The following is a 22,203-nucleotide window of genomic DNA, read 5'->3' on the forward strand; positions in this document are numbered from 1 at the left end:
AGCGTCACGGCGCGCACGCCGCGACGCACCCCGATCAGGCCGGCTGCAGGTTCGCGTAGGCCATCACCAGCCACTTGCTGCCGGCATCGTCGAAGTTCACCTGCACACGCGCATGCGGGCCGTCGCCTTCGATGTCGGTCACCGTGCCGGCACCGAACTTCGCATGGGTCACGTTCTGGCCCAGGCGCACCCCGACCGAAGGCGCAAGGCTGGCGTGGCCGTAGCTCGGACGTTGCCGCTGCGGAAACGCCGCGCGCATGACCTGCGGTTTCGGGCGCACCTCGTTGAGCAGCACCGGCGGAATCTCGCGCAGGAACCGCGACGGAATGCCGAGCATGTCCTGACCGTGCAGGCGCCGCGCCTCGGCGTAGCTGATCACCAGCTTCTGCCGTGCGCGGGTGATGCCCACGTAGGCCAGCCGGCGCTCCTCTTCCAGCCGCCCGCTCTCGTCGACCGAGCGCGCATTGGGGAACAGGCCTTCTTCCAGACCGACCAGGAACACCAGCGGAAATTCCAGACCCTTGGCGCTGTGCAGCGTCATCAGCTGCACGCCGTCCTCGCCGGCCTGCGCCTGGCCCTCGCCGGCTTCGAGCGCGGCATAGGCGAGGAAGGCGACCAGTTCGCTGAGCTGGGCCGTGTCCTCGTCGTCGCCGCGCACGAAACGCGAGGCGACGGACACGAGTTCGTCGAGATTCTCCACGCGCGAATCCGCGGTGCCCTTGGACTCGTTGGTGTAATGCACGCGCAGACCCGATCGGGCCAGCACATGGTCGATCTTGTCCTTGAGCGGCAGCTCGGCAACCTCGTCCGCCAGGGCGTCGACCAGCTGGTGGAAGCCGGCGATCGCATTGCGCGCGCGCGCCGCGAGGCCATTGCCCAGTGCGACCTGCTGCGAGGCCTGCCACAGGGACATCGCGTGCTCGCGCGCATGGCGGCGCACCTCGTCGAGCGTGCGGTCGCCGATGCCGCGGGTCGGTGTATTGACCGCACGTTCGAACGCGGCATCGTCGTCGCGGTTGCTGACCAGGCGCAGGTAGGCCAGCGTGTCCTTGATTTCGGCGCGTTCGAAGAAGCGCACGCCGCCATACACGCGGTACGGCACCTGCTCCGACACCAGCTGCTCTTCCATCGCCCGCGACTGCGCGTTGCTGCGATAGAGGATCGCCGCGTCGCCATGGTTGCCGCCCTCGCGGATCCACTGCGCGATGCGCTCGACGACGTAGCGTGCTTCGTCGATCTCGTTGTACGCGGCGTAGAGATCGATCGGATCGCCGTCGCCGCTGTCGGTCCACAGCTGCTTGCCGAGCCGCTCGGGGTTGTGGGCGATGACCGCATTCGCCGCGCCGAGGATGTTGGCGCTGGAGCGGTAGTTCTGCTCCAGGCGGATGGTCTGCGCGCCGGGATAGTCGCGCAGAAAGCGCTGCACGTTCTCGACCTTGGCGCCGCGCCAGCCGTAGATCGCCTGGTCGTCGTCGCCTACCACGAAGACCTTGCCGGTGTCGCCGGCGAGCACGCGCACGAAGGCGTACTGGATGCTGTTCGTGTCCTGGAACTCGTCGACCAGCAGATGCCCGAAGCGCTGGCGGTAATGGGCCAGCAGCGCCGGCGTGTCGCGCAGCAGTTCGTGCGCGCGCAGCAGGATCTCGGCGAAGTCGACCAGGCCGGCGCGGTCGCAGCGCTCCTGGTACAGCGTGTAGGCCTTGAGCATCGCGCCGGACCATTCGTCGCCGACGGCCTGGATGTGCTGCGGGCGGCGACCCTCGTCCTTCTGCTCGTTGATCCACCAGGCGATCTGCCGCGGCGGGAACTTCGCATCGTCGAGTTCGAGCTGCTGCACGACACGCTTGACCAGGCGCAGCTGGTCGTCGCTGTCGAGGATCTGGAAGCCCTCGGGCAGTTTCGCGTCCTGCCAGTGCAGGCGCAGCAGCCGGTGCGCGAGGCCATGGAAGGTGCCGATCCACATGCCGCGCGCGCCGTTGCGCATCTGCGCATCGACCCGGTGGCGCATCTCGGCCGCGGCCTTGTTGGTGAAGGTGACCGCGAAGATCCCGTGCGCCGGCACGCCGACCACCTCGTTGAGCCAGGCGATGCGGTGCGTCAGCACGCGGGTCTTGCCGCTGCCGGCACCGGCCAGCACGAGGAAATGGGAATCGGGAGCGGAGACGGCTTGGCGCTGGGCTGCGTTGAGCCCGTCGATCAGGTGCGAGACATCCATCGGCGCATTCTACGCGCCAGCCCGTCGCGCCAGGCGCGACGGGACGGCCTGCGGCATCACTGCACGATGTGCTCGCGCTTGGCGGTGCTCTGGGTCATCAGCCGGTCGGTGTAGGCGATGCCGATGGCCGAGAGGATGAAACCGCCGTGGATGATCGTCTGCCACATCACGCCGGCCTGGGTGACCTTGGTGCAGACCGGCGCGGCCAGCGACAGGCCCGCGGCGAGCGCCTGCGCATGCGCGGTGGCGGCGGTGATGAAGTCGGCCGAACCGCAGACCGGCAGGCCCACGTCGCCGGCGGCGATGAAGGTCTTCAGCAGGTGGATCGAGGAGATGCCGATGATCGCCATCGCCAGCTTGACCTTGAGCACGCTCGCATTGACGTGGCTCAGCCACTCCGGCTGGTCGGGATGGTTCTGCAGGCCCAGGCGCGAGACGAAGGTCTCGTAGCCGCCGACGATCACCATCACCAGCAGGTTGGAAATCATCACCACGTCGATCAGGCCCAGTACCAGCAGCATGATTCCCTGCTCGGTCAGGGTGTTGGCGTCGGTCACCAGGTGGGTCAATTCCTTGAGGAACAGGAACACGTAGACGCACTGCGCGACGATCAGGCCGAGGTACAGCGGCAGCTGCAGCCAGCGCGAACCGAAGATGACGTAGGACAGCGGACTCGGGCCCTGCGGTGCGACGTTCGGACGTGACATTGGATGGTGGGACCGGGGGAAGGTGCGCGGAGCGTAGCGGCGGCCCGGGCCTTTGCCAATCGCCGCATCCACGTCGTTCTGACGGCCTGTGCGCGCCACCCGATCCCGGCCAACCGGCGGGTCCGCCGCAGTCAGGTGACGGCCGCGTTTGACAGCGTTGTCATGCGCTGTGTACAACGCCTCGCGGCCGCCGAAGAACGGCCGCTCCGCGATTTGGGAGGATCGAGGATGCACAGACCGCTTTCGCGGCAGTTCCGGATTTCCGCGCCCCATGTGCGCCGTCCCGGACTGCCTGTGCCTGCCGTGCGCCACTCGCCGCCCTGCCCTGACCCGAACGGCGCCGGCGGATCCCTCCGCATGGATCCATCGACCCTCACCCTTACGACGCCGCATCCAGGAGCGCCTGCATGAGCACGCCCGCCCGCACCATGTCCAATCCTGCCGCGATCGCGGTGGTCAGCCTGATCTTCTTCACCTGGGGCGGCCTGACCAGTCTCAATGACGTGCTGATTCCGCATCTCAAAGCCGTGTTCTCGATGAGCTACACGCAGACGATGCTGATCCAGTTCACCTTCTTCGGTGCGTACTTCCTGATGTCGATGCCCGCCGGCGCGGTGGTCGCGCGCGTGGGCTACAAGGCCGGCATCGTCATTGGCCTGGTGATCGCGTCGGTCGGCGCGGCGCTGTTCTATCCGGCGGCGCGCCTGCCGTCGTATCCGGTGTTTCTGACGGCCCTGTTCGTGCTGGCCAGCGGCATCACCCTGCTGCAGGTCGCTGCCAACCCCTACATCAGCCTGCTGGGCCGGCCGGAAACCTCGCACAGCCGCCTCAACCTGGCCCAGGCGCTGAACTCGCTGGGCACCACCGTCTTTCCGCTGCTGATCGGTCCGCTGATCCTGGTGGGCGCGGTCCTGGGCGTCGACGAGATCGCTGCGATGGGCGCGGCCGAACAGGCGGCGTATCGCGCGGCCGAAGCGCGTTCGGTCGAGATGCCCTATCTGCTGCTCGCCGGCGGCCTGCTGGTGCTGGCGGTGTTCGTGCTGCTGATGCGCATCCCCTCGCTGCGCGAGGCGACCGAGGCCAGCCCGGCCGTGCACCACACCTACCTCGAAGCGATGCGCACGCCGCACCTGCGCTGGGGCGTGTTCGGCATCTTCGCCTACGTGGGCGCGGAGGTCGCCATCGGCAGCTTCCTGATCAACTACATGGCCGAGCCCGAGATCGGCGGCCTGAGCGAAGCCTCGGCATCGCGCTTTCTCGCGTTCTACTGGGGCGGCGCGATGGTCGGCCGCTTCATCGGCGCCGCACTGATGACCCGCATCGACGCGCGCAGGCTGCTGGCCTTCGCCGGCGCGATGGTCTGCGTGCTGCTGGTGGTCACCATGAGCACCACCGGCCAGGTGGCGATGTGGAGTGCGCTGGCGATCGGCCTGTTCAACTCGATCATGTTCCCGACCATCTTCACCACCGCGATCGAACGCCTGGGCACGCTGACCAGCAAGGCCTCGAGTCTGCTGGTGATGGGCATCGTCGGCGGCGCACTGGTCCCGCTGGCGCAGGGCGCCTTGGCCGATCGCATCGGTATCCAGCATGCCTTTGTCGTGCCGCTGGTCTGCTACGTCTACATCATCTGGTACGGCCTGCGCGGCTCGCGCCTGACGGGTCTCCAGCCGCTCGCGACCGGCGAAGTCACGCCCCGCCCGGGCGCGATGCACTGACTTCGCCCACCTCTGGGACGACATGGCAGCGGTCGCCCTGAGGGGCCGTCGCAAGCGCGGGCCGCACCTCCGGGGATGGCCCGCTCGACACGCACGCAACTGAGCCCGCGCTGGATCAGCACCGGCTGGGCACGCCGGGCGAACACGCCCGGTGTATGCGACGGACCCATGACGACCTTGCTGCGAAGCGGCTCGCAAGGGCCTGGACATGCCATCAGTCTCGGTTGACAACGCTGTCAGGTTCGCCTCCAATGCGCCCACACACCGTCCGCCGGAGCGCGGCCGCTGCACCGACATTGCCAATTTCGTGAGATCCCTTGGGAGGGGAAGATCCATGAACCGATTGAACGCCGTTCCTAAACAGCGTCTGTTGACCTCTGCGTTGCTGTTCGCCATCGCCTCGCCGGCCATGGCCCAGGTCGCCGACACGTCCACCCCGTCCGATGCCACCGAACTCGACACCGTCGTCGTGACGGGCATCCGCGGCAGCCTCACCTCGTCGATGAACCTGAAGCGGGATTCGCAGGGCATCGTCGACGGCATCGTCGCCGAGGACATCGGCAAGTTCCCCGACACCAACCTCGCCGAGTCGCTGCAGCGCATCTCGGGCGTGTCGATCGACCGCACCGCCAGCGGCGAGGGCTCGAAGGTCACCGTCCGCGGTGTCGGCCCGGATTTCAATCTGGTGCTGCTCAACGGCCGCCAGATGCCGGCTTCCAACCTCGGCCCGGGCGGTGGCGGGACGTCCAGCTCGCGCGCCTTCGACTTCGCCAACCTGGCGTCGGAATCGGTCTCCGAACTCCAGGTCTTCAAGAGCAGCCGCGCATCCACCCCGACCGGTGGCATCGGCGCGACGATCAACGTCAAGACGGCGCGCCCGCTCGACAATCCGGGCTTCAACGCCAGCGTCGGCATCAAGGGCGTGCACGACACCTCGGTCAACAACCTGCCCGATGCCTACCCGGGTGATTCGATCACGGGCGAGCTCTCCGGCATCTTCAGCAACACCTCGGCCGATGGCCGCTTCGGTATCGCACTGAGCGGCAGCTATCAGGAACGCGACTCGGGCTACAGCCAGGCCTCCGTGGCCGACGGCTGGGCGATGTTCCAGGGCGACGACACCCGCGGCGGAAGCCTGCCGCTGCCCGGCCAGCCCGGCTACGACCGCATCACCAACCGGCCCGGCCCGGACACGATCTACGGCCGCCCGCAGAACACCGGCTACAGCGTCAACGGCGTGCAGCGCCAGCGCACCAATGGACAGGCGACGTTCCAGTGGCAGCCGATCGATTCGGTGCGCACCACGCTCGACTACACCTATGCCGAAAACAAGGTGCAGCAACAGCGCAACGAACTGTCGGTGTGGTTCAACTACGGTCCCGGCGACAGCGCGTGGACCGATGGCCCGATTGCTGCACCGATCTTCTACGGTGAGGACAACACTTCTTTCGACGACGACGGCAACCCGCGCTATGCGGACATCGCCATGGGCGGCATGGAGCTGGGCACGCGCAATACGCTGGAGTCGACCGGCTTCAACGTCGAGTGGGATGCCACCGATTCGCTGAAGCTGCACCTCGACTACCACAGCTCCACCGCCGAATCGCAGCCGGACAGCCCGTTCGGTTCGGCCGGCGTGCTCGGTACGGCCGCCTTCCAGCGCGCGTCCACTTCGGTCGACTACAGCGGCGACTTCCCGATCACCACGATCGGCCTGCCGCCGGGCGTGTCTCAGATCGAACCGTCCGACGTCGTGGTCACCGGCTCGGTGTTCCAGAACAGCTACAACAAGTCCGAGGTCGAGCAGCTGCAGGCCGGCGGCCGGTTCACGTTCGAGAACTACTCCAACCTGGACTTCGGCGTGTCCATGACCGAGGTCAACAACCGAAGCGCCTCGGCGGTCATGCAACGCGATACCTGGGGCGGCGCCGGCAGCCGCGCCGACTACGACGACAGCATTTTCTACGCCGACGACATGGCGCGTTACTTCGACGCATTCCGTGGCCACAACGATCCGCGTTTCACCGGCCGTTTCATGATGTTCGACTTCGACCGTCTGCGGCAGCGCGCCGGTGAAGTGGCCGGCGACGATTCGCTGTACCGCGCACCGACGGAGTTCACCGACGATCTCCGTACCGAGGAAAAGTCGAAGGCGGCCTACGTACAGTGGAGCACCGAGTTCGACTGGTCGATGCCATTGAAGGTCGCCACCGGCGTGCGCTACGAAGAGACCGACGTCACGTCGAGCTCCCTCGTGCGCGTGGGCACCGGCATCTCCTGGAATTCGGCGAACGAGCTCTACGTGATCTACGACGAAGAGCGCGAGTTCCAGACCCAGGAAGCGAGCTACGACCATTTCCTGCCCAGCCTCGACCTGAGCCTGCAGGTCGCAGACAACATGGTGCTGCGCGGCAGCTACAGCCAGACCCTGGGACGTCCGGGCTGGCAGCAGATCCAGGGCGGCCTCAGCCTGGCTCCCGTCGTTCGCGCCGACGGCGGTGACGGCTCACTTGGCAACCCGGGGCTTGAGCCCCTGAAGTCGACCAATTTCGACCTGTCGTTCGAGTGGTACTACGGCGAGGCGAGCTACGTGTCGGTAGGCTGGTTCCGCAAGAACATCCGGAACTTCATCAGCGACACGATCGTCCGTGACACGCCGTACAACCTAAACACGCCCGTCGGCGGCACGTACTGGAACAACGCTATTGCCAGCGGCGCGTGCATCAGCACCAACCTGCCGTGCATCCGCGACTATATCTTCATCAACCATGCGGACGATCCCGGCGTCACCTACACCGGTATCAACGACAACGGCGAGCGCACCGGCAGCATCGTCGGTCTGCCGACTGATCCGATCGCGGGCTTCGACATCAACACGCCGGCCAACCAGCGCTCGGATTCGCTCGACGGCTGGGAGTTCAACGTCCAGCACATGTTCGGACAGAGCGGTTTCGGCGTGTCGGCGAACTACACGATCGTCGACTCGGGTCTGACCTTCGACAACCAGAGCCTCGGCGACCAGTACCCGCTGATCGGCCTCAGCGATTCGGCGAATGTCGTCGCGTTCTACGACAAGAACCAGTGGCAGGTGCGTGCGGCCTACAACTGGCGCGACGAGTTCCTGTCGGGTATCGGTGGCCAGGGTCCGAACCCGAACTACACCGAAGCCTACGGCCAGCTCGACCTCAACATCAGCTACCAGGTCACCGACCAGTTCTCGCTGCATGCCGAGGCCATCAACCTGACCGACGAGACCTACCGGACGCACGCACGGCACACCAACCAGCTGCGCTTCGCGACCCAGACCGGTCCGCGCTACATGTTCGGCGCGCGCTACCGCTTCTGATGTCGCAACGGTCCGCGCACCCTCGCAGGGTGCGCGGACCCCGTCTTCGCGCGGCGTTATGCTGCGTGCTCCTTTCCGCGACCGCTGCCGGCCGGCCCACGATGACCCGCCACGTCCAGCTCGACCCCGTCGCGCATCGGGATCTGCGCGTCGACACCAGCCGCAGTGCCGCTTCGGGCGATGCCGTCATGGCCGCACCGACATTTCCTGCCGAATTCCGCGACCTGCAGGCGCATTACCCCGTCGTCTTCCACGTCGATGGCGACCGCGTGCAACCGCTGGCCCTGCTCGGGCTGCGCCACGGGCAAAACCTGTTTTTCGATACGCACAGCTGGCAGGCGCCTTACGTGCCGCTCACGATCGCACGCGGACCGTTCCTGATCGGCGGCGCTGGCGGCCAGCCCATGGTCCACGTCGATCTCGACCATCCCTGCCTGCAGTCCGGTGAGGGTGACGCGCTGTTCCTGCCGCACGGCGGCTTCGCACCGTATCTGCAGCACGCGCAATCGGTGTTGCAGCGTCTGCACGATGGGCTCGCGGCCACGCCGGCCTTCGTGCAGGCCTTGCAGGCGCATGCGCTGCTCGAGCCGTTCACGCTCGACATCACGCTCGACGACGGCCGTGCGCACTGCGTGTCCGGCTTCCACATTCTCGACGAGCCTCGGCTGCGTGCGCTTGCGCCCGACGCGATCGCCGCGCTGCATGCGGCCGGGCATCTCGAGCCGATCTACATGGCGATCGCATCGACATCCCGGTTCCGCGATCTGATCGAGCGGTTGAGGATCCGGCATGCAGCCGCCTGAGCCGATCGCCGAGCGCGACGACGTCCGCGCCGATGCGCCGGTGCCCGACGACATCCTGCTCGGCGGGCGCCCGGTGGTACTGCGTGGACTGGTGCGCGACTGGCCGATGGTGCGCGCCGCGCAGGGCGGCGCGGACACCGCGGTCGCCCATCTCGCCGGCTTCGTGCGCGCGGGCGCGCCACCGGCAGCGGTCACTGTGGGTCCGCCGGAAATCAGTGGACGCTTCTTCTACGACGATGCGATGCGCGGCTTCAATTTCCGCCGCGAACAGGTCCCGCTCGACGTCGTGCTGCGCACGCTGCTGAACTACGCGCAGGCCGAAGCGCCGCCCGCGATCTACGTCGCATCGACGACGATCGACACCTGGCTGCCCGGCTTCAATGCCGCCAATGCGGTCGATCTCGGATCGCGCACACCGCTGGCCAGTATCTGGATCGGCAACCGCACGCGCATCGCCGCGCACCAGGACCTGCCCGACAACCTCGCCTGCGTCGCCGCGGGCCGACGTCGCGTCATGCTGTTTCCGCCCGACCAGTTGGCCAATCTCTATATCGGCCCGCTCGACCTGACCCCGGCCGGCCAGCCGATCAGCCTGGTGGACTTTGCCGCACCGGATCTGGCCCGCTTCCCGAAGTTCGCCGATGCGATGCGCCAAGCGCAGGTCGCCGAACTCGAACCCGGCGATGCGGTGTTCATTCCGTCGCTGTGGTGGCACCACATGGAAGGCCTCGCGCCGTTCAATGTGCTGGTGAACTACTGGTGGCGGCAGTCGCCGGCATGGATGGACACGCCGATGAACGCGCTGATGCTCGCGCTGATGTCGGTGCGCGACCTGCCGGCGGCAGAGCGCGACCACTGGCGCGAGATCTTCCGCCATTACGTGTTCGATGCCGACGCCACCACCGCCGATCACATTCCCGCGCATGCGCGCCGCGTCCTCGCACCGTTGGACGAAACCGTCGCGCGTGAATTGCGGGCCAAGCTGCTGCAGCGCCTCAACCGTTAGAAGGACAGCCATGACGATGCGCGATGTCGACGATTCCCAGGGCGCGCCCGTGCGGCGTGTGGTCATCGCCGGTGGCGGCACTGCGGGCTGGATGGCCGCGGCCGCGCTGTCCAAAGTGCTGGGCCGCGCCGTCGAGGTCACGCTGATCGAATCGGAAGAGATCGGCACGGTCGGCGTGGGCGAAGCGACGATCCCGACCCTGGTCACGTTCCACCGCCTGCTCGGCATCGACGAACAGGCGTTCATGTCGGCCGTGCAGGGCACGATCAAGCTCGGTATCTCGTTCGAGAACTGGCTCGAGACCGGCCACCGCTACATCCACTCGTTCGGTACCTCGGGCCGCGACCACTGGTCGGCCGGGTTCCAGCATTTCTGGTTGCGCGGACGCGAGCTGGGCCTTGCCAGCGGCTACGAGGATTACTGCGTCGAGCTGCTCGCCAGCCTGCAGGACCGCTTCGCGCACCTGCCGCGCAACGGCATTAACTACGCCTACCACATGGACGCGAGCCTTTATGCGCGCTTCCTGCGCGACTTCAGTGCGCAGCACGGCGCGCGGCGGATCGAGGGCAAGATCGTCGAGGTGCGCACCGATGCGCAGGCGGGTTTCATCACCTCGCTGCGGCTCGAAAGCGGCGACGAGATCGAGGGCGATCTCTTCATCGACTGCACCGGCTTCCGGGCACTGCTGATCGGACGCACGCTCAACGTCGGCTACGACGACTGGTCGCACTGGCTGTTCAACGACAGTGCGCTGGCCACCCAGACGACGGCCGTCCGCGACGCGGTGCCGTATACGCGTGCGATCGCCGGCGGCGCCGGCTGGCAGTGGCGCATTCCGCTGCAGCACCGCGTGGGCAACGGCATTGTCTATTCCAGCCGGCACATGGCCGATGACGAGGCTAAGCACGAATTCCTGTCCAGCCTCGAAGGCGAGGTCATCCGCGATCCGTGGCCGATCCGGTTCCGCCCCGGACAACGGCAGAAGGCCTGGCACAGGAACTGTGTCGCGCTGGGCCTGGCCGGCAGCTTCGTCGAGCCGCTGGAATCGACCACGATCCACCTGATCCAGCGCGGCATCCTGCATCTGGTGAAGTCGTTTCCGCAGACGGTCACTCCGGTCGCCGTCGACGAGTACAACGCGCGCCTGGCGGAGGAACTGCAGCACGTGCGCGACTTCGTGGTGATGCACTACCACCTCACCCGGCGCGACGACACGCCGTACTGGCGCGCGATCACGCAGATGGAGATTCCGGCGACGCTGCGTCATCGCATCGAACTCTTCCGCGAGACCGGGAACGTCTTCCACATCCCCGGCGAACTGTTCGGCGAGAACTCCTGGATCCAGGTGATGATGGGCCAGGGCGTGATGCCGCGGCGCTACCACCCGACCGCCGACGTGATGGAGCCGGCCGAGCTGGCCCGCTTTCTCGGCGATATCCGCGAGCAGTCCCGGCACACGGCAGCGCAACTTCCCGCGCACATGGACTACATGCGCGGTTATGCTCCTGCCGCCCGTCCCTGAGAACCCCGTATGAGCGCGACGCTCCTGCTGCTCGTCCAGCTGTTGACCATCCTGGTGATCGCGCGGATGTGCGGCATATTGCTGCGCTATGTGGGGCAGCCGCCGGTGATCGGCGAGATGGCGGCGGGCCTGCTGCTGGGGCCGATCGTCTTCGGTGCGTGGTGGCCACAGGCGCACGCCGCGCTGTTCGCGCCGCAGTCGCTGCCGGCGCTGTCGGGCATGGCGACGCTGGGCGTCGCACTCTTCATGTTCATCATCGGCGCCGAGATGCGCTCGCCCGAGGGCAGCCGCTCGCAGGTGCGTGCCGCGTTCTCGGTCGGCCTGCTCGGCGTCGCCCTGCCGATGGTCCTGGGCGTGTCGATCGCGCCGTTGCTCTACGACGCCTACGCGCCCGAGGGCATCGGCTTCTGGCCGTTCGCGCTGTTCATCGCCGCGGCGATGTCGGTGACCGCGTTTCCGGTGCTGGCGCGCATCCTCAAGGACCGCCAGCTCACCCGCTCGACGCCCGGCCGGCTGGCGCTGAGCGCAGCGGTCATCGACGACGGCTGCGTCTGGATCTTCCTGGCCTTCGTGCTGGCCCTGGCCGCGGGCAGCGGCGCGCAGAGCAGCGTGCTGCACACGGTCGTCGGCGGGGTCGCGCTGATCGCGGTGATCTTCCTGGTGCTCAAGCCGCTGTATGCACGTCTGCTGCGTCCGGTCGGCGCCACCGGCGAGCCCGCGCCGTCGTCCTTCGTCTGGATCCTGATCGGTGCGCTGGGCTGCGCGGCGTTCGCCGAATGGATCGACCTGCACGCGATCTTCGGCACGTTCCTGTTCGGCGTCTGCCTGCCGCGCGACGACCGGCTGCTGAAGTTCCTGGCGGCGCGCATCGAGCCGATCGCGATCGTGCTGCTGATGCCGGTGCTGTTCGCGGTGGCCGGCCAGAACACCACGTCGGACGCGTTCATCGGCGCCGGCCTGGGCGCGTTCGCGCTAATCCTGCTGGTGGCGATCGTCGGCAAGATCGTCGGCTGCGCGACCGGTGCCCGCCTGAGTGGCCACGGCTGGCGCGACAGTTTCGCCGTCGGCTCGCTGATGAACGCGCGTGGCCTGATGGAACTGATCGTGATCAAGATCGGGCTCGACGCCGGCCTGATCGGCCCGGAGCTGTTCACCATGCTGTTCGGCATGACGCTGGTGACGACGCTGATGGCGTCGCCGCTGCTGAGCCTGTTCTATCGCGAGCCTGCGCGCCCGCAACCGGACACGCACGGGCGCGCGGCCTGACGAACGCCCGTCAGCCGGGCGCAGGCCCGGTCGAACGCCGCACCTGCAGCGCGTAGGGCAGTTCCAGGGTTTCGCCGGCCTTGCTGTCGCGGATCGCCTTGAGCAGTTCCAGGCCGGCCAGCCGGCCCATCTCGCGGCTGGGCTGGCGCACGGTCGTCAGCGACGGATAGATGTGGCGCGCGATCGGCATGTCGTCGAAACCGCAGACCGAGACATCGCGCGGCACCGACAGCCCACGTTCGCAGATCGCACAGATCGCACCGGCGGCCATGTCGTCGTTCGCGGCGAACACGGCCGTCGGCGGCTGCGCGAGGTCGAGCAGCGTATTGGTCGCATCGAAACCGGATTCGTAGAAGAACTCGCCCGCGACCACCAGGTCCGCGTCGTAGTCGATGCCGGACTGCTGCAGACCATCGCGGTAGCCGGCCAGACGCCAGCCGCTGGCGCCGTGCGCCGGATGCCCCTTGATGTGGGCGATGCGGCGATGGCCCAGCCCGGCGAGATGCAGCACGACGTCACGCGCGGCGCTGCGCTCGTCGACCACCGCGCCGATGCGCCGGTTGCGCTCCTGCGCGGACACGCTGGCATAGGGAATGCCCATCTCCTCGAGCCGCGCCAGCAGCGAGGCATCGTCGGTGATCGGCGGTGTCAGCACGACGCCGTCGAGCTGCGACTGCACGATCATCGATTCGACCTTGGCGACGATATCGCTGGCGGTATAGTCGACGGGCGCGAGCATCAGGTTGTAATGCTGCGACTGGCAGGCATCGAGCACGCCCAGCTCGACTTCCATCAGATAGTTGCTGGACGGGTTGTCGTAGAGCATCGCGATCAGATACGAGCGGCGCCCGGCCAGCAACCGCGCCGATGCCAGCGGCCGGTACTTGAGCTTTTCCACTGCGGCCTCGACCGCCAGCCGCGTCCGTTCGGACACATTGGGCTCGTGGTTGAGCACGCGCGAGACCGTCTTCATCGACACGCCCGCGGCTTCCGCCACATCCTCGATCCGCACCCGCATGTTGTTCAATCCGGCCATCGTGATTCCGTCGGCGATTCTGACAGAGACACCGTGCATCGCCGGTGCGTGCCAGCGTGCATGACGCTCTGCAGCAAGCACCCGTCGACATCCGCCGGTATGCTACCGGCCATCTGACAACGCTGTCATCGCCGTCCGTCGTCGCGATGCAGTTTCGCCACCCCGGCGGTGACCACCGCCTGCACTCCCGGAGCCCTTCGATGATCGAATCGCATCGCACCGCCCGCCGCCTGTTCCGCCGCGCCCTCCTTCCCGGCGTACTCGCCGTGCTGGTGCTGGGCGCCGCCGCTTGCGCGCGCGACGACACTCCCGCACCCGAGACCGCACCCGTCGCCGACGCGGGGGACGCCGATGCGGGCGCGATCGATCCGGCCAACTGGCCCGAGACCGCGTGGCCCTTCCCGGAAGACCCGGCGCTGGAGAAGAAGATCGACGATCTTCTGGCGACGATGAGCGTCGAGGAAAAGGTCGGCCAGATCGTGCAGGGCGACATCGCCGACATCACGCCTGAAGACCTGCGCAAGTATCGCCTCGGCTCGATCCTCGCCGGCGGCAACTCCGATCCGGGCGGTCGCTACGACGCGCCGCCGGCCGAGTGGCTGAAGCTCGCCGATGCGTTCTGGGAAGCGTCGATGGACACCTCCGGCGGCGGCAAGCCGATCCCGGTGATCTTCGGCATCGACGCCGTGCACGGCCAGAGCAACATCGTCGGCGCGACGCTGTTTCCGCACAACATCGGCCTGGGCGCGACGCGCAACGCCGAGCTGATGCGCGAGATCGGCCGCGTCACCGCGATCGAAACCCGCACCACCGGCATGGAGTGGGCGTTCGCGCCGACCGTCGCCGTGCCGCAGGACGATCGCTGGGGCCGCACCTACGAGGGCTATTCCGAATCGCCCGACATCGTGGCCGCGTTCGCGCCGGCCGTCGTCGAAGGCATGCAGGGCAAGCCGGGCACGCCGGGCTTCCTCGACGACCACCACGTCATGGTCTCGGTCAAGCACTACCTCGGCGACGGCGGCACCGCTGGCGGCAAGGACCAGGGCGAAACCGCGGTGACCGAAGCGCAGCTACGCGACATCCACAACGCGGGGTATCCGCCGGCGATCGCGGCCGGTGCGCAGGCCGTCATGGCCTCGTTCAACAGCATCCACGGCGAGCGCATGCACGGCCACCGCGCGTTGCTGACCGACGTGCTCAAGGACCGCATGAACTTCGGCGGCTTCATCGTCGGCGACTGGAACGGCCACGGCCAGCTGCCGGGCTGCACTACCACGGATTGTGCGGCAACCTTCAACGCCGGTCTCGACATGGCGATGGCGCCGGACAGCTGGCGCGGCCTGTACGACAGCACGGTCAAGCACGTGCAGTCGGGCGAGATTCCGATGGAACGCCTCGACGATGCGGTGCGCCGCATCCTGCGGGTGAAGTTCCGCATGGGCCTGTTCGATGCCCCCAAGCCGTCCGAGCGTGCGCTCGGCGGCAAGTTCGAACTGCTCGGCGCGCCTGAACACCGCGAGGTCGCACGCCGCGCCGTACGCGAATCGCTGGTGCTGCTGAAGAACCAGGACGGCGTGTTGCCGCTCGCGGCCAACCAGAACGTGCTGGTGGCCGGTGACGGCGCCGACGACATGGGCAAGCAGTCCGGCGGCTGGACGCTGAACTGGCAGGGCACCGGCACCAAGCGCGCCGACTATCCGAACGGCGACACCATCTGGGACGGCATCCGCACCCAGGTCACGGCCGCAGGCGGCACCGCGCAGCTGGCGGTCGACGGCGTCTACCGGCAGAAGCCGGATGTGGCGATCGTCGTGTTCGGCGAAGACCCGTATGCCGAGTTCCTCGGCGACCTGCCGAACCTGCTGTACAAGCCCGGCGACGATGCCGATCTGGACCTCGTCAAGCGCCTGCGCGCGGAAGGCATTCCGGTGATCTCGGTCTTCATCAGCGGCCGTCCGCTGTGGATGAACCGCGAGATCAACGCATCCAACGCCTTCGTCGCCGCCTGGCTGCCGGGTTCGGAAGGTGCGGGCATCGCCGACGTGCTGCTGCGCGGCGCCAATGGCCAGCCGCAGCACGACTTCAAGGGCAAGCTCAGCTTCTCGTGGCCGCGCCGCGCCGACCAGTACGTCAACAACGTCGGCATGGAGGGCTACGACCCGCTGTTCGCCTTCGGCCACGGCCTGACCTATGCCGACGACGGCAACCTCGCCACGCTGCCGGAAGACGCCGGCGTCAGCGCCGAGGATGGCAAGGACGCGGGCTATCTCGCACGCGGCGTGCCCGGCCCCGGTCTGCGCCTGGTGGTGACCGGCGCCGACGGGCGCGGCGCGGACGTGCTGCATCCGCGCGTCGCCACGCCGGACGGCACGCTCACGCTCGCCGCCATCGACTACCAGACCCAGGAAGGCGCGCGCCTGCTGACCTGGACCGGTGACGCCACCGCCGAACTGCTGTCGCATTCGCCGTTCGACATCAGCCGCGAGACGAATGGTGATTCGCTGCTGCTGGCGACGCTGCGGATCGATGCGCTGCCGGCTTCTGGCGACATCACGCTGTACGCGACCTGCGGCGAAGGCTGCAGGGCCGAGCTTCCGGTCGGCCCGTGGCTGGCGACCCTGCCGCGCGGCGAATGGATCACGGCCGGCGTGCCCTTGAAGTGCCTCACCGTCGCCGGCCTCGACGCCGCACGCACCAGCACGCCGTTCGCCCTGCGCGCACCTGCCGGCCTGACCCTGGGCCTGGCCGATGTCCGCATCGGCACCGATGCCACGCACAGGCTGGACTGCAGGACGCAGTAAGCACGCGTGGCGTGCGATCCCGCGTCTCCGGGCGCGGGACCGGCATCGAAGGCGATGCCGGGCTGCAGGCTCCAACCGACGCCGCCCCATGGGGCGGCGTCGTGGTTTCCGGATCCCAAGTCCCGTCACCGCAACGCAGCGTGCGCCGGGTCTCCACGCCGTGCGACGAGCGCGCGCCTAGACTCGACGCACCTGTCCTGCGGAGCGGCACCCCATGATCGACCTGCACTACTGGCCCACCCCCAACGGCCACAAGGTCACCCTCTTCCTCGAAGAATCCGGACTCGACTACACGATCCACCCGGTCAACATCGGCAAGGGCGACCAGTTCAAACCGGAATACCTCGCGTTCTCGCCCAACAACAAGATGCCGGCGATCGTCGACCACGCGCCCGCCGACGGCGGCGATCCGCAGACCGTGTTCGAGTCCGGCGCGATCCTGCTGTATCTGGCGGAGAAGTCCGGCCAGTTCCTGTCGAGTGATCCGCGCGTGCGCATCGAGACGCTGGAATGGCTGTTCTGGCAGATGGCCGGCCTCGGCCCGATGACCGGCCAGTACGGCCACTTCAACGTCTACGCGCCGGAGAAGATTCCGTACGCGATCGACCGCTACACCAACGAGGCCAACCGCCTGCTGCAGGTGCTCGACACGCATCTGAAGGGCCGCGACTTCATCGCCGGCGACGCGTATTCGATCGCCGACATGGCGACGTATCCGTGGATCGGCGTGTACGACAAGGCGCCGATCGACATGACCCCGTACCCCGAAGTCCAGCGCTGGCACGCCGCGATCCAGGCACGCCCGGCCACGGCGCGCGCATACGCCAGAGCGAAGGACGTGAATGCCGACGCCGGCAAGACGATGAGCGACGAGGAAAAGAAGCTGCTGTTCGGGCAGGGGCGTCGCTGAGGCAACGCCAATCAAGACTGCTTTTGCTCGTCATTCCCGCGAAGGCGGGCTTTTCAACGGACGCATGTCCGGTCATCCAGTGTCGTTACGTTCAATGGCTTGAAGTCTCTGGATTCCCGCCTTCGCGGGAATGACGGCTTTTTCAGCGTTGCGCTGAAGTATCAGCGCGCGTGGCGGTCTGCACCGCCGCGCGCGCTTGCGTAGGATCGGACGCCTGTCCGGATCATGGACGACCTCCGATGCGTCGCTCACTGTCTTGACTGCGGCCTGCCTGCTCGCCGCCTGCGCGACAAGCCCTGCCCCCGTGATCGCCGACGCGACACGCTGCGATGCACTCGCCGGCGATGACTGGCAACGCACGGCGGCACCCGACGTGGCTGCGGAACTGCTCATGCTGGCGCATGTCACGACCGCGCCCGATCGCGCGGTCTGGTACATCGCCGACGATGGTGCGCGGGCCGCTTGCGTGCCGCCGGCCACGGTCGGCACCTGCGGCCATGTGCTGCACACCTTCCAGCCGCAGGTGCATCGCATGTGGGGCTGGTCGGACAGCCGGGTGCGGCGCGAGGATTGCGCGGCCCGCTGATGCATGCGAGCAGGCGCCAGCATGCATGCGCAGAAAGGACTGACCGGGTCGGCTCACGTGTGGTCAGACGCGTTCCCAACCTGATCAGCCGCGCGCGTCAGCGACGGATGCCCCCTGCGCCGCAGGCTGGTCGAGCGATGCGTGTAACTCCGCGCTCTGATGCGCGATGAGACGGTCACCCTGCTGGAGAAACGCCTCACCCATTGGGGATTGCATGAGTGCAAGTGTCGCGGATCGCACGGATGCCTCATCTCCACGCGCCGCCGCTTCGAACAACGCGTGGAACGCGTCTTCACCAATACGCTGCTCTTTCTTCGCAACATCGGGAAGACGGTCCGCACCCTCTGACCAAAGCACTCCGGGTTCTTCGCGCGCTTGTTGGCGATCGTGGGCGGGGAAGCGATCCAAATCGATATCGCCCGCGTTGAACCGATCTTCGGTGAACTCCGACAAGTGCTGCGGATAGTGCGCTCGAAGATGACCGAGCAGCACTTGTCGCGCTGGCGCAAGCGATTCCGAGATCGTTCTGACAGCGCCATATTCCGCGATGATGCCCGGATAATCGCGATTCGCTTGGGCGATGCGATTTGGGCGTGCTTCGATGCCCTCCACGGTCACTCCGAAGCTTCGCTCCACACGCTCGATCTCGGCGCGGTGCGTGCGGTAAGTTGCGTAAACCCTCGAGGCTTCTTCCACCGAAACCTTCATAGGATCGTCGAACAGGCCAAAGATTTCCGACTCCGCGAACCTGCGCTTGCGCAGCCCGCCCTCCATGTCCGGGCGCGACCCCCAGCAGTTGTACCGAAGCTGGAACCAGGTCTCGGCACGATCGCCGTCCTGCAGCGCTTCGACAACCGGGTGGGCGCGAAGTGCACCGACGCCCCGGTTATAGGTCACGGACACCATTGCGACGCGCTCGTCCGAAAGCGGCAAGCCTGCGCGTCTGGCGGGCACTTCGTATTCGGCTAACGATGCGCGAAACAGCATGTCGGATTCCGCTTCTGTCAGGGCTTTGTCGAACCTCAAACCGATCCGAGTCTTTTCGTTCCTCGGCGCGCGGTCCACTTGCTCGAGCACCGCCAGCTGCTGCGGTGAAAGTTCAAGACCGGCACGGGTCCATATCTCGACGTTGTTGCTCCGATTGAGCGTATAGCCCCAACCGATGGTCGCCATCTGGTCCCCGACGTCCTGCACATGCGCATGCAGTCCTTCGGTACCCACGATCACGGCCCGCAATCTCCGGTCGTACTCGCGTTGATCCAGTTTCCGAACTTCCATATCCGAACCTCCCGGTCATCGCATGCCCATTCCGCAGGTTTCGTGGATGCGCTGACGCGCATGCGCAGCCGGTGCCAGGATGTCGTCGAGCGCGATGATGCTCGCATCCGACTCGCCCTCCTCGATCACCGCGATCTGCTTCCACTCGATGTCGCGACCGATGCGTGTCGCACGTATCCGCAGTACCTCGTCGTTGCGACCGCTCTTGACTGCCAGCATCGCGACGTCGCCGGTCGCGGTGCCGGAAATTTCGCCTTCGTCGATCTGACGCAAGTTGACGAGCGCCCCGGCGAAGTCTCCGCAGACTCGCGAACCCTCCTGGAACAACGTGATTGCGAAACCGCCGCAGTCGAGCTGGGGATCGGTCTTGCTGCACCACGGCACCGCCCAGCTCCCCTCGAAGGGCAGGCCCGCGTGCATCTCCCCTCCCGGCACGTCATGCGCGCGCGAAGCGCAGCCGGCTGAGGCCGCAATCAGAAGTCCGAGAGCACCCTGCATGACGCCTCTCCGCATTACGACCTCCTTCGATGGGTACGCATCATTCTGCTTCAGGCCGACCGCAGCACAAGGCAGAAGACGCCGCGTCGTCACTTCGGACTTCCTACGCCACGATTCACGAATGCGGACCGACGCTGCACCGCTCGAAGAGATATGACTGCGACAATCCGACCCGGTCGGCCACCCGATACACTGCCCGCCTTCGCTCCACTGGACCCGCCATGCGCTCCGTACTCGCTGCCGCCGCCCTAATGATCGCCACCTCCTCCGCCCTCGCCGCCACACCACCCGCCTCTGGCGGTCTCACGCTCGAAGCCATCACCGGCGATGCGCCGCTGTCGGGGCCGACGCTGATGAGGCCGCAGGTCGCACCGGACGGTTCGCGCGTCACCTTCCTGCGCGGCAAAGACGAGAACCGCAACCAGCTCGACCTTTGGGAGTACGACATCGCCAGCGGGCAGACGCGGATGCTGGTCGATTCCAAGGTCGTGCTGCCGGGCGAGGAAACGCTCAGCGATGCCGAGAAGGCGCGTCGCGAGCGCCAGCGCATCGCAGGGCAGTCGGGCATCGTCGATTACCAGTGGGCACCGGATGCGCAGCGGTTGCTGTTTCCGCTCGGCGGCGAGCTGTATCTGTACGACCTGTCGAAGACCGGTTCCGATGCGGTACGCCAGCTCACCGACGGCGGCGGTTTCGCGACTGACCCGAAGGTCTCGCCGCGCGGCGGCTTCGTCAGCTTCGTGCGCGCGCGCAATCTGTGGGTCATCGATCTGGCCAGCGGCGCCGAGCGCCAGCTGACGACCGACGGCAGTGAGGTGATCGGCAACGGTGTCGCCGAGTTCGTCGCCGACGAGGAAATGAACCGCCACACCGGCTACTGGTGGGCGCCGGACGACAGCGGCATCGCGTACGCACGCATCGACGAATCGCCGGTGCCGGTGCAGAAGCGCTACGAGGTCTATCCCGACCGCACCGAGGTCGTCGAACAGCGCTACCCGGCTGCTGGCGACGACAACGTCCGCGTGACGCTGCATGTCGTCGCGCCGCAGGGCGCCACGGTGACGGACGTCGATCTCGGCAGGAACACCGACATCTATCTCGCCCGCGTGCAGTGGCGCGATGCGCAGCGCCTGACCTTCCAGCGCCAGTCGCGCGACCAGCAGACGCTCGAACTCGTCGAGACCACGCTCGCCACCGGCGCGCAGCGCACGCTGGTCACCGAGCGCGGCCGCACCTGGGTGCCGCTGCATGACAGCCTGCGCTTCCTCGATGACGGCCGCTTCGTGTGGTCGTCCGAGCGCGATGGCTTCCAGCATCTGTATCTCGCGTCCGAAGACGGACGCCGCATGACCCAGCTCACGCAGGGCGACTGGCCGGTCGACGAACTGCTGGCGGTCGATGCCACGGCGGGCCTGGCTTACTTCCGCGCCGGCATGGCGCTCGAAGACGGCAAGGCGCTGCCGCGCGCGACCGAATCGCGGCTCTACAGCGTCGGTCTCGACGGCAAGCGCACCTATACCGCGCTGTCGAACGAACCCGGCATGCACGGCGCCAGCTTTGCGCGCAATGCGTCGGTCTACGTCGACAGCTGGTCGAACACGACCACGCCGCCGCAGATCGCGCTGCACCGCGCCGACGGCACGCAACTCGCGACGCTGGTCGAGAACGATCTCGCCGCGGCCGTTCATCCCTACGCGCCGTTCCTGGCCGCGCACCGTCCGACCGAGTTCGGCACGCTGACCGCCGCCGACGGCCGCACGCCGCTGCACTACTCGCTGATCAAGCCGGCGGACTTCGACGAAACGAAGCCGCATCCGGTCGTGGTATTCGTCTACGGCGGCCCGGCCGCGCAGACCGTACTGAACACCTGGCCCGGCCGCGCCGACGCGAGCTTCCACCAGTACCTCGCGCAGCAGGGCTACGTGGTGTTCTCGCTCGACAACCGCGGCACGCCGCGTCGCGGCCGCGACTTCGTCGGCGCGCTGTACGAGCGCCAGGGCACGGTCGAAGTCGAAGACCAGCTGCGCGGCGTCGAATGGCTGAAGTCGCAGTCGTGGGTCGACGGCGAGCGCATTGCCGTCAACGGCTGGTCGAACGGCGGCTACATGACGCTGATGCTGCTGGCCAAGGCGCCCGACGCCTACGCCTGCGGCATCGCCGGCGCGCCGGTTGCCGACTGGGCGCTCTACGACACGCACTACACCGAGCGCTACATGAATCTGCCGAAGGCCAACGTCGACGGCTACCGAGAGGCCAGCGTGTTCACCCACGCCGACCACATCAAGCCGAACGCGCTGCTGCTGATCCACGGTATGGCCGACGACAACGTGCTGTTCACCAATGCCACGCAGCTGATGAGCCAGCTGCAGCAGGCCGGCACGCCGTTCGAACTGATGACCTATCCGGGCGCCAAGCACGGGCTGCGCGGGAAAGACGCGCTGCATCGCTACCGCACCAGCGAGGCCTTCCTCGCGCGTTGCCTGACGCCCTGACCGCACCCGCCGGACGCCC

Annotated in this window: 15 protein-coding genes; 10 read left to right on the forward strand and 5 right to left on the reverse strand. The window is 67.3% G+C overall.

Annotated features, from left to right (window positions below):
• Positions 1-34: 34 nt before the first annotated feature.
• Both uvrD and AC3A5K_RS08360 read right to left on the reverse strand, forming a co-directional pair.
• Positions 35-2,215, reverse strand: a complete 2,181-nt coding sequence (gene uvrD, locus AC3A5K_RS08355; RefSeq protein ID WP_487617024.1) for a DNA helicase II — start codon at positions 2,213-2,215, stop codon at positions 35-37.
• A gap of 56 nt (positions 2,216-2,271) precedes the next feature.
• Positions 2,272-2,922, reverse strand: a complete 651-nt coding sequence (locus tag AC3A5K_RS08360) for a TIGR00645 family protein (RefSeq protein WP_487617025.1) — start codon at positions 2,920-2,922, stop codon at positions 2,272-2,274.
• A gap of 407 nt (positions 2,923-3,329) precedes the next feature.
• Here AC3A5K_RS08360 and AC3A5K_RS08365 point away from each other — a divergent pair, with 407 nt between their 5' ends.
• The 6 genes from AC3A5K_RS08365 to AC3A5K_RS08390 all read left to right on the forward strand — a co-directional run bounded on the left by AC3A5K_RS08365 (position 3,330) and on the right by AC3A5K_RS08390 (position 12,583).
• The gene (locus AC3A5K_RS08365; protein ID WP_487617026.1) at positions 3,330-4,640 is read left to right on the forward strand and encodes a sugar MFS transporter; all 1,311 of its coding nucleotides are present in this window, start codon (positions 3,330-3,332) and stop codon (positions 4,638-4,640) included.
• 334 nt (positions 4,641-4,974) lie between these two features.
• The gene (locus AC3A5K_RS08370) at positions 4,975-7,986 is read left to right on the forward strand and encodes a TonB-dependent receptor (protein WP_487617027.1); all 3,012 of its coding nucleotides are present in this window, start codon (positions 4,975-4,977) and stop codon (positions 7,984-7,986) included.
• Positions 7,987-8,087: 101 nt separating this feature from the next.
• Positions 8,088-8,789 carry a SapC family protein gene (locus tag AC3A5K_RS08375; protein ID WP_487617028.1) on the forward strand — a complete coding sequence of 234 codons (702 nt, stop codon included), beginning with the start codon at positions 8,088-8,090 and terminating at the stop codon, positions 8,787-8,789.
• Positions 8,776-9,795, forward strand: coding sequence for a cupin-like domain-containing protein (locus tag AC3A5K_RS08380; protein ID WP_487617029.1), 1,020 nt, complete (start codon positions 8,776-8,778; stop codon positions 9,793-9,795). Before AC3A5K_RS08375 ends, AC3A5K_RS08380 begins: the two co-directional genes overlap by 14 nt.
• A 10-nt stretch (positions 9,796-9,805) precedes the next feature.
• On the forward strand, positions 9,806-11,317 hold the full coding sequence (locus AC3A5K_RS08385; RefSeq protein WP_487617030.1) for a tryptophan halogenase family protein: 1,512 nt from the start codon (positions 9,806-9,808) through the stop codon (positions 11,315-11,317).
• A 9-nt stretch (positions 11,318-11,326) separates the two neighbouring features.
• The gene (locus AC3A5K_RS08390) at positions 11,327-12,583 is read left to right on the forward strand and encodes a cation:proton antiporter (RefSeq protein ID WP_487617031.1); all 1,257 of its coding nucleotides are present in this window, start codon (positions 11,327-11,329) and stop codon (positions 12,581-12,583) included.
• Positions 12,584-12,593: 10 nt separating this feature from the next.
• Here the strand turns inward: AC3A5K_RS08390 and AC3A5K_RS08395 are convergent, their stop codons facing one another.
• Positions 12,594-13,619 (reverse strand): LacI family DNA-binding transcriptional regulator, encoded by a 1,026-nt coding sequence (locus AC3A5K_RS08395; protein ID WP_487617032.1) that lies wholly within the window; start codon positions 13,617-13,619, stop codon positions 12,594-12,596.
• Between the two features lie 200 nt (positions 13,620-13,819).
• Here AC3A5K_RS08395 and AC3A5K_RS08400 point away from each other — a divergent pair, with 200 nt between their 5' ends.
• The 3 genes from AC3A5K_RS08400 to AC3A5K_RS08410 all read left to right on the forward strand — a co-directional run bounded on the left by AC3A5K_RS08400 (position 13,820) and on the right by AC3A5K_RS08410 (position 17,916).
• Positions 13,820-16,420, forward strand: coding sequence for a glycoside hydrolase family 3 protein (locus AC3A5K_RS08400; protein ID WP_487617033.1), 2,601 nt, complete (start codon positions 13,820-13,822; stop codon positions 16,418-16,420).
• 214 nt (positions 16,421-16,634) lie between these two features.
• Positions 16,635-17,330 carry a glutathione binding-like protein gene (locus tag AC3A5K_RS08405; protein ID WP_487617034.1) on the forward strand — a complete coding sequence of 232 codons (696 nt, stop codon included), beginning with the start codon at positions 16,635-16,637 and terminating at the stop codon, positions 17,328-17,330.
• Positions 17,331-17,634: 304 nt separating this feature from the next.
• Complete coding sequence (locus tag AC3A5K_RS08410) at positions 17,635-17,916, forward strand: hypothetical protein (protein WP_487617035.1); 282 nt, start codon at positions 17,635-17,637, stop codon at positions 17,914-17,916.
• 84 nt (positions 17,917-18,000) lie between these two features.
• Here AC3A5K_RS08410 and AC3A5K_RS08415 read toward each other — a convergent pair whose 3' ends face one another.
• Both AC3A5K_RS08415 and AC3A5K_RS08420 read right to left on the reverse strand, forming a co-directional pair.
• A complete protein-coding gene (locus AC3A5K_RS08415) occupies positions 18,001-19,194 on the reverse strand; it encodes a glycoside hydrolase family protein (RefSeq protein WP_487617036.1) in 1,194 nt (397 codons plus the stop codon).
• 15 nt (positions 19,195-19,209) lie between these two features.
• Positions 19,210-19,692, reverse strand: a complete 483-nt coding sequence (locus AC3A5K_RS08420; RefSeq protein ID WP_487617037.1) for a hypothetical protein — start codon at positions 19,690-19,692, stop codon at positions 19,210-19,212.
• Between the two features lie 221 nt (positions 19,693-19,913).
• Between AC3A5K_RS08420 and AC3A5K_RS08425 the strand changes: the two genes are divergently transcribed.
• On the forward strand, positions 19,914-22,184 hold the full coding sequence (locus AC3A5K_RS08425; protein ID WP_487617038.1) for a S9 family peptidase: 2,271 nt from the start codon (positions 19,914-19,916) through the stop codon (positions 22,182-22,184).
• Positions 22,185-22,203: the final 19 nt, after the last annotated feature.

Source organism: Luteimonas sp. Soil_C_5 (assembly GCF_057656615.1).

What these genes read in the sequence shown, in the direction of transcription:
- AC3A5K_RS08420 (WP_487617037.1), bottom strand. Translation starts at nt 19,692, where the DNA reads ATGCAGGGTGCTCTCGGACTTCTGATTGCGGCCTCAGCCGGCTGCGCT.
- AC3A5K_RS08390 (WP_487617031.1), top strand. Translation starts at nt 11,327, where the DNA reads ATGAGCGCGACGCTCCTGCTGCTCGTCCAGCTGTTGACCATCCTGGTG.
- AC3A5K_RS08400 (WP_487617033.1), top strand. Translation starts at nt 13,820, where the DNA reads ATGATCGAATCGCATCGCACCGCCCGCCGCCTGTTCCGCCGCGCCCTC.
- AC3A5K_RS08365 (WP_487617026.1), top strand. Translation starts at nt 3,330, where the DNA reads ATGAGCACGCCCGCCCGCACCATGTCCAATCCTGCCGCGATCGCGGTG.
- AC3A5K_RS08395 (WP_487617032.1), bottom strand. Translation starts at nt 13,619, where the DNA reads ATGGCCGGATTGAACAACATGCGGGTGCGGATCGAGGATGTGGCGGAA.
- AC3A5K_RS08415 (WP_487617036.1), bottom strand. Translation starts at nt 19,194, where the DNA reads ATGGAAGTTCGGAAACTGGATCAACGCGAGTACGACCGGAGATTGCGG.
- AC3A5K_RS08425 (WP_487617038.1), top strand. Translation starts at nt 19,914, where the DNA reads ATGCGCTCCGTACTCGCTGCCGCCGCCCTAATGATCGCCACCTCCTCC.
- AC3A5K_RS08370 (WP_487617027.1), top strand. Translation starts at nt 4,975, where the DNA reads ATGAACCGATTGAACGCCGTTCCTAAACAGCGTCTGTTGACCTCTGCG.
- uvrD (WP_487617024.1), bottom strand. Translation starts at nt 2,215, where the DNA reads ATGGATGTCTCGCACCTGATCGACGGGCTCAACGCAGCCCAGCGCCAA.
- AC3A5K_RS08375 (WP_487617028.1), top strand. Translation starts at nt 8,088, where the DNA reads ATGACCCGCCACGTCCAGCTCGACCCCGTCGCGCATCGGGATCTGCGC.
- AC3A5K_RS08405 (WP_487617034.1), top strand. Translation starts at nt 16,635, where the DNA reads ATGATCGACCTGCACTACTGGCCCACCCCCAACGGCCACAAGGTCACC.
- AC3A5K_RS08385 (WP_487617030.1), top strand. Translation starts at nt 9,806, where the DNA reads ATGACGATGCGCGATGTCGACGATTCCCAGGGCGCGCCCGTGCGGCGT.
- AC3A5K_RS08360 (WP_487617025.1), bottom strand. Translation starts at nt 2,922, where the DNA reads ATGTCACGTCCGAACGTCGCACCGCAGGGCCCGAGTCCGCTGTCCTAC.
- AC3A5K_RS08380 (WP_487617029.1), top strand. Translation starts at nt 8,776, where the DNA reads ATGCAGCCGCCTGAGCCGATCGCCGAGCGCGACGACGTCCGCGCCGAT.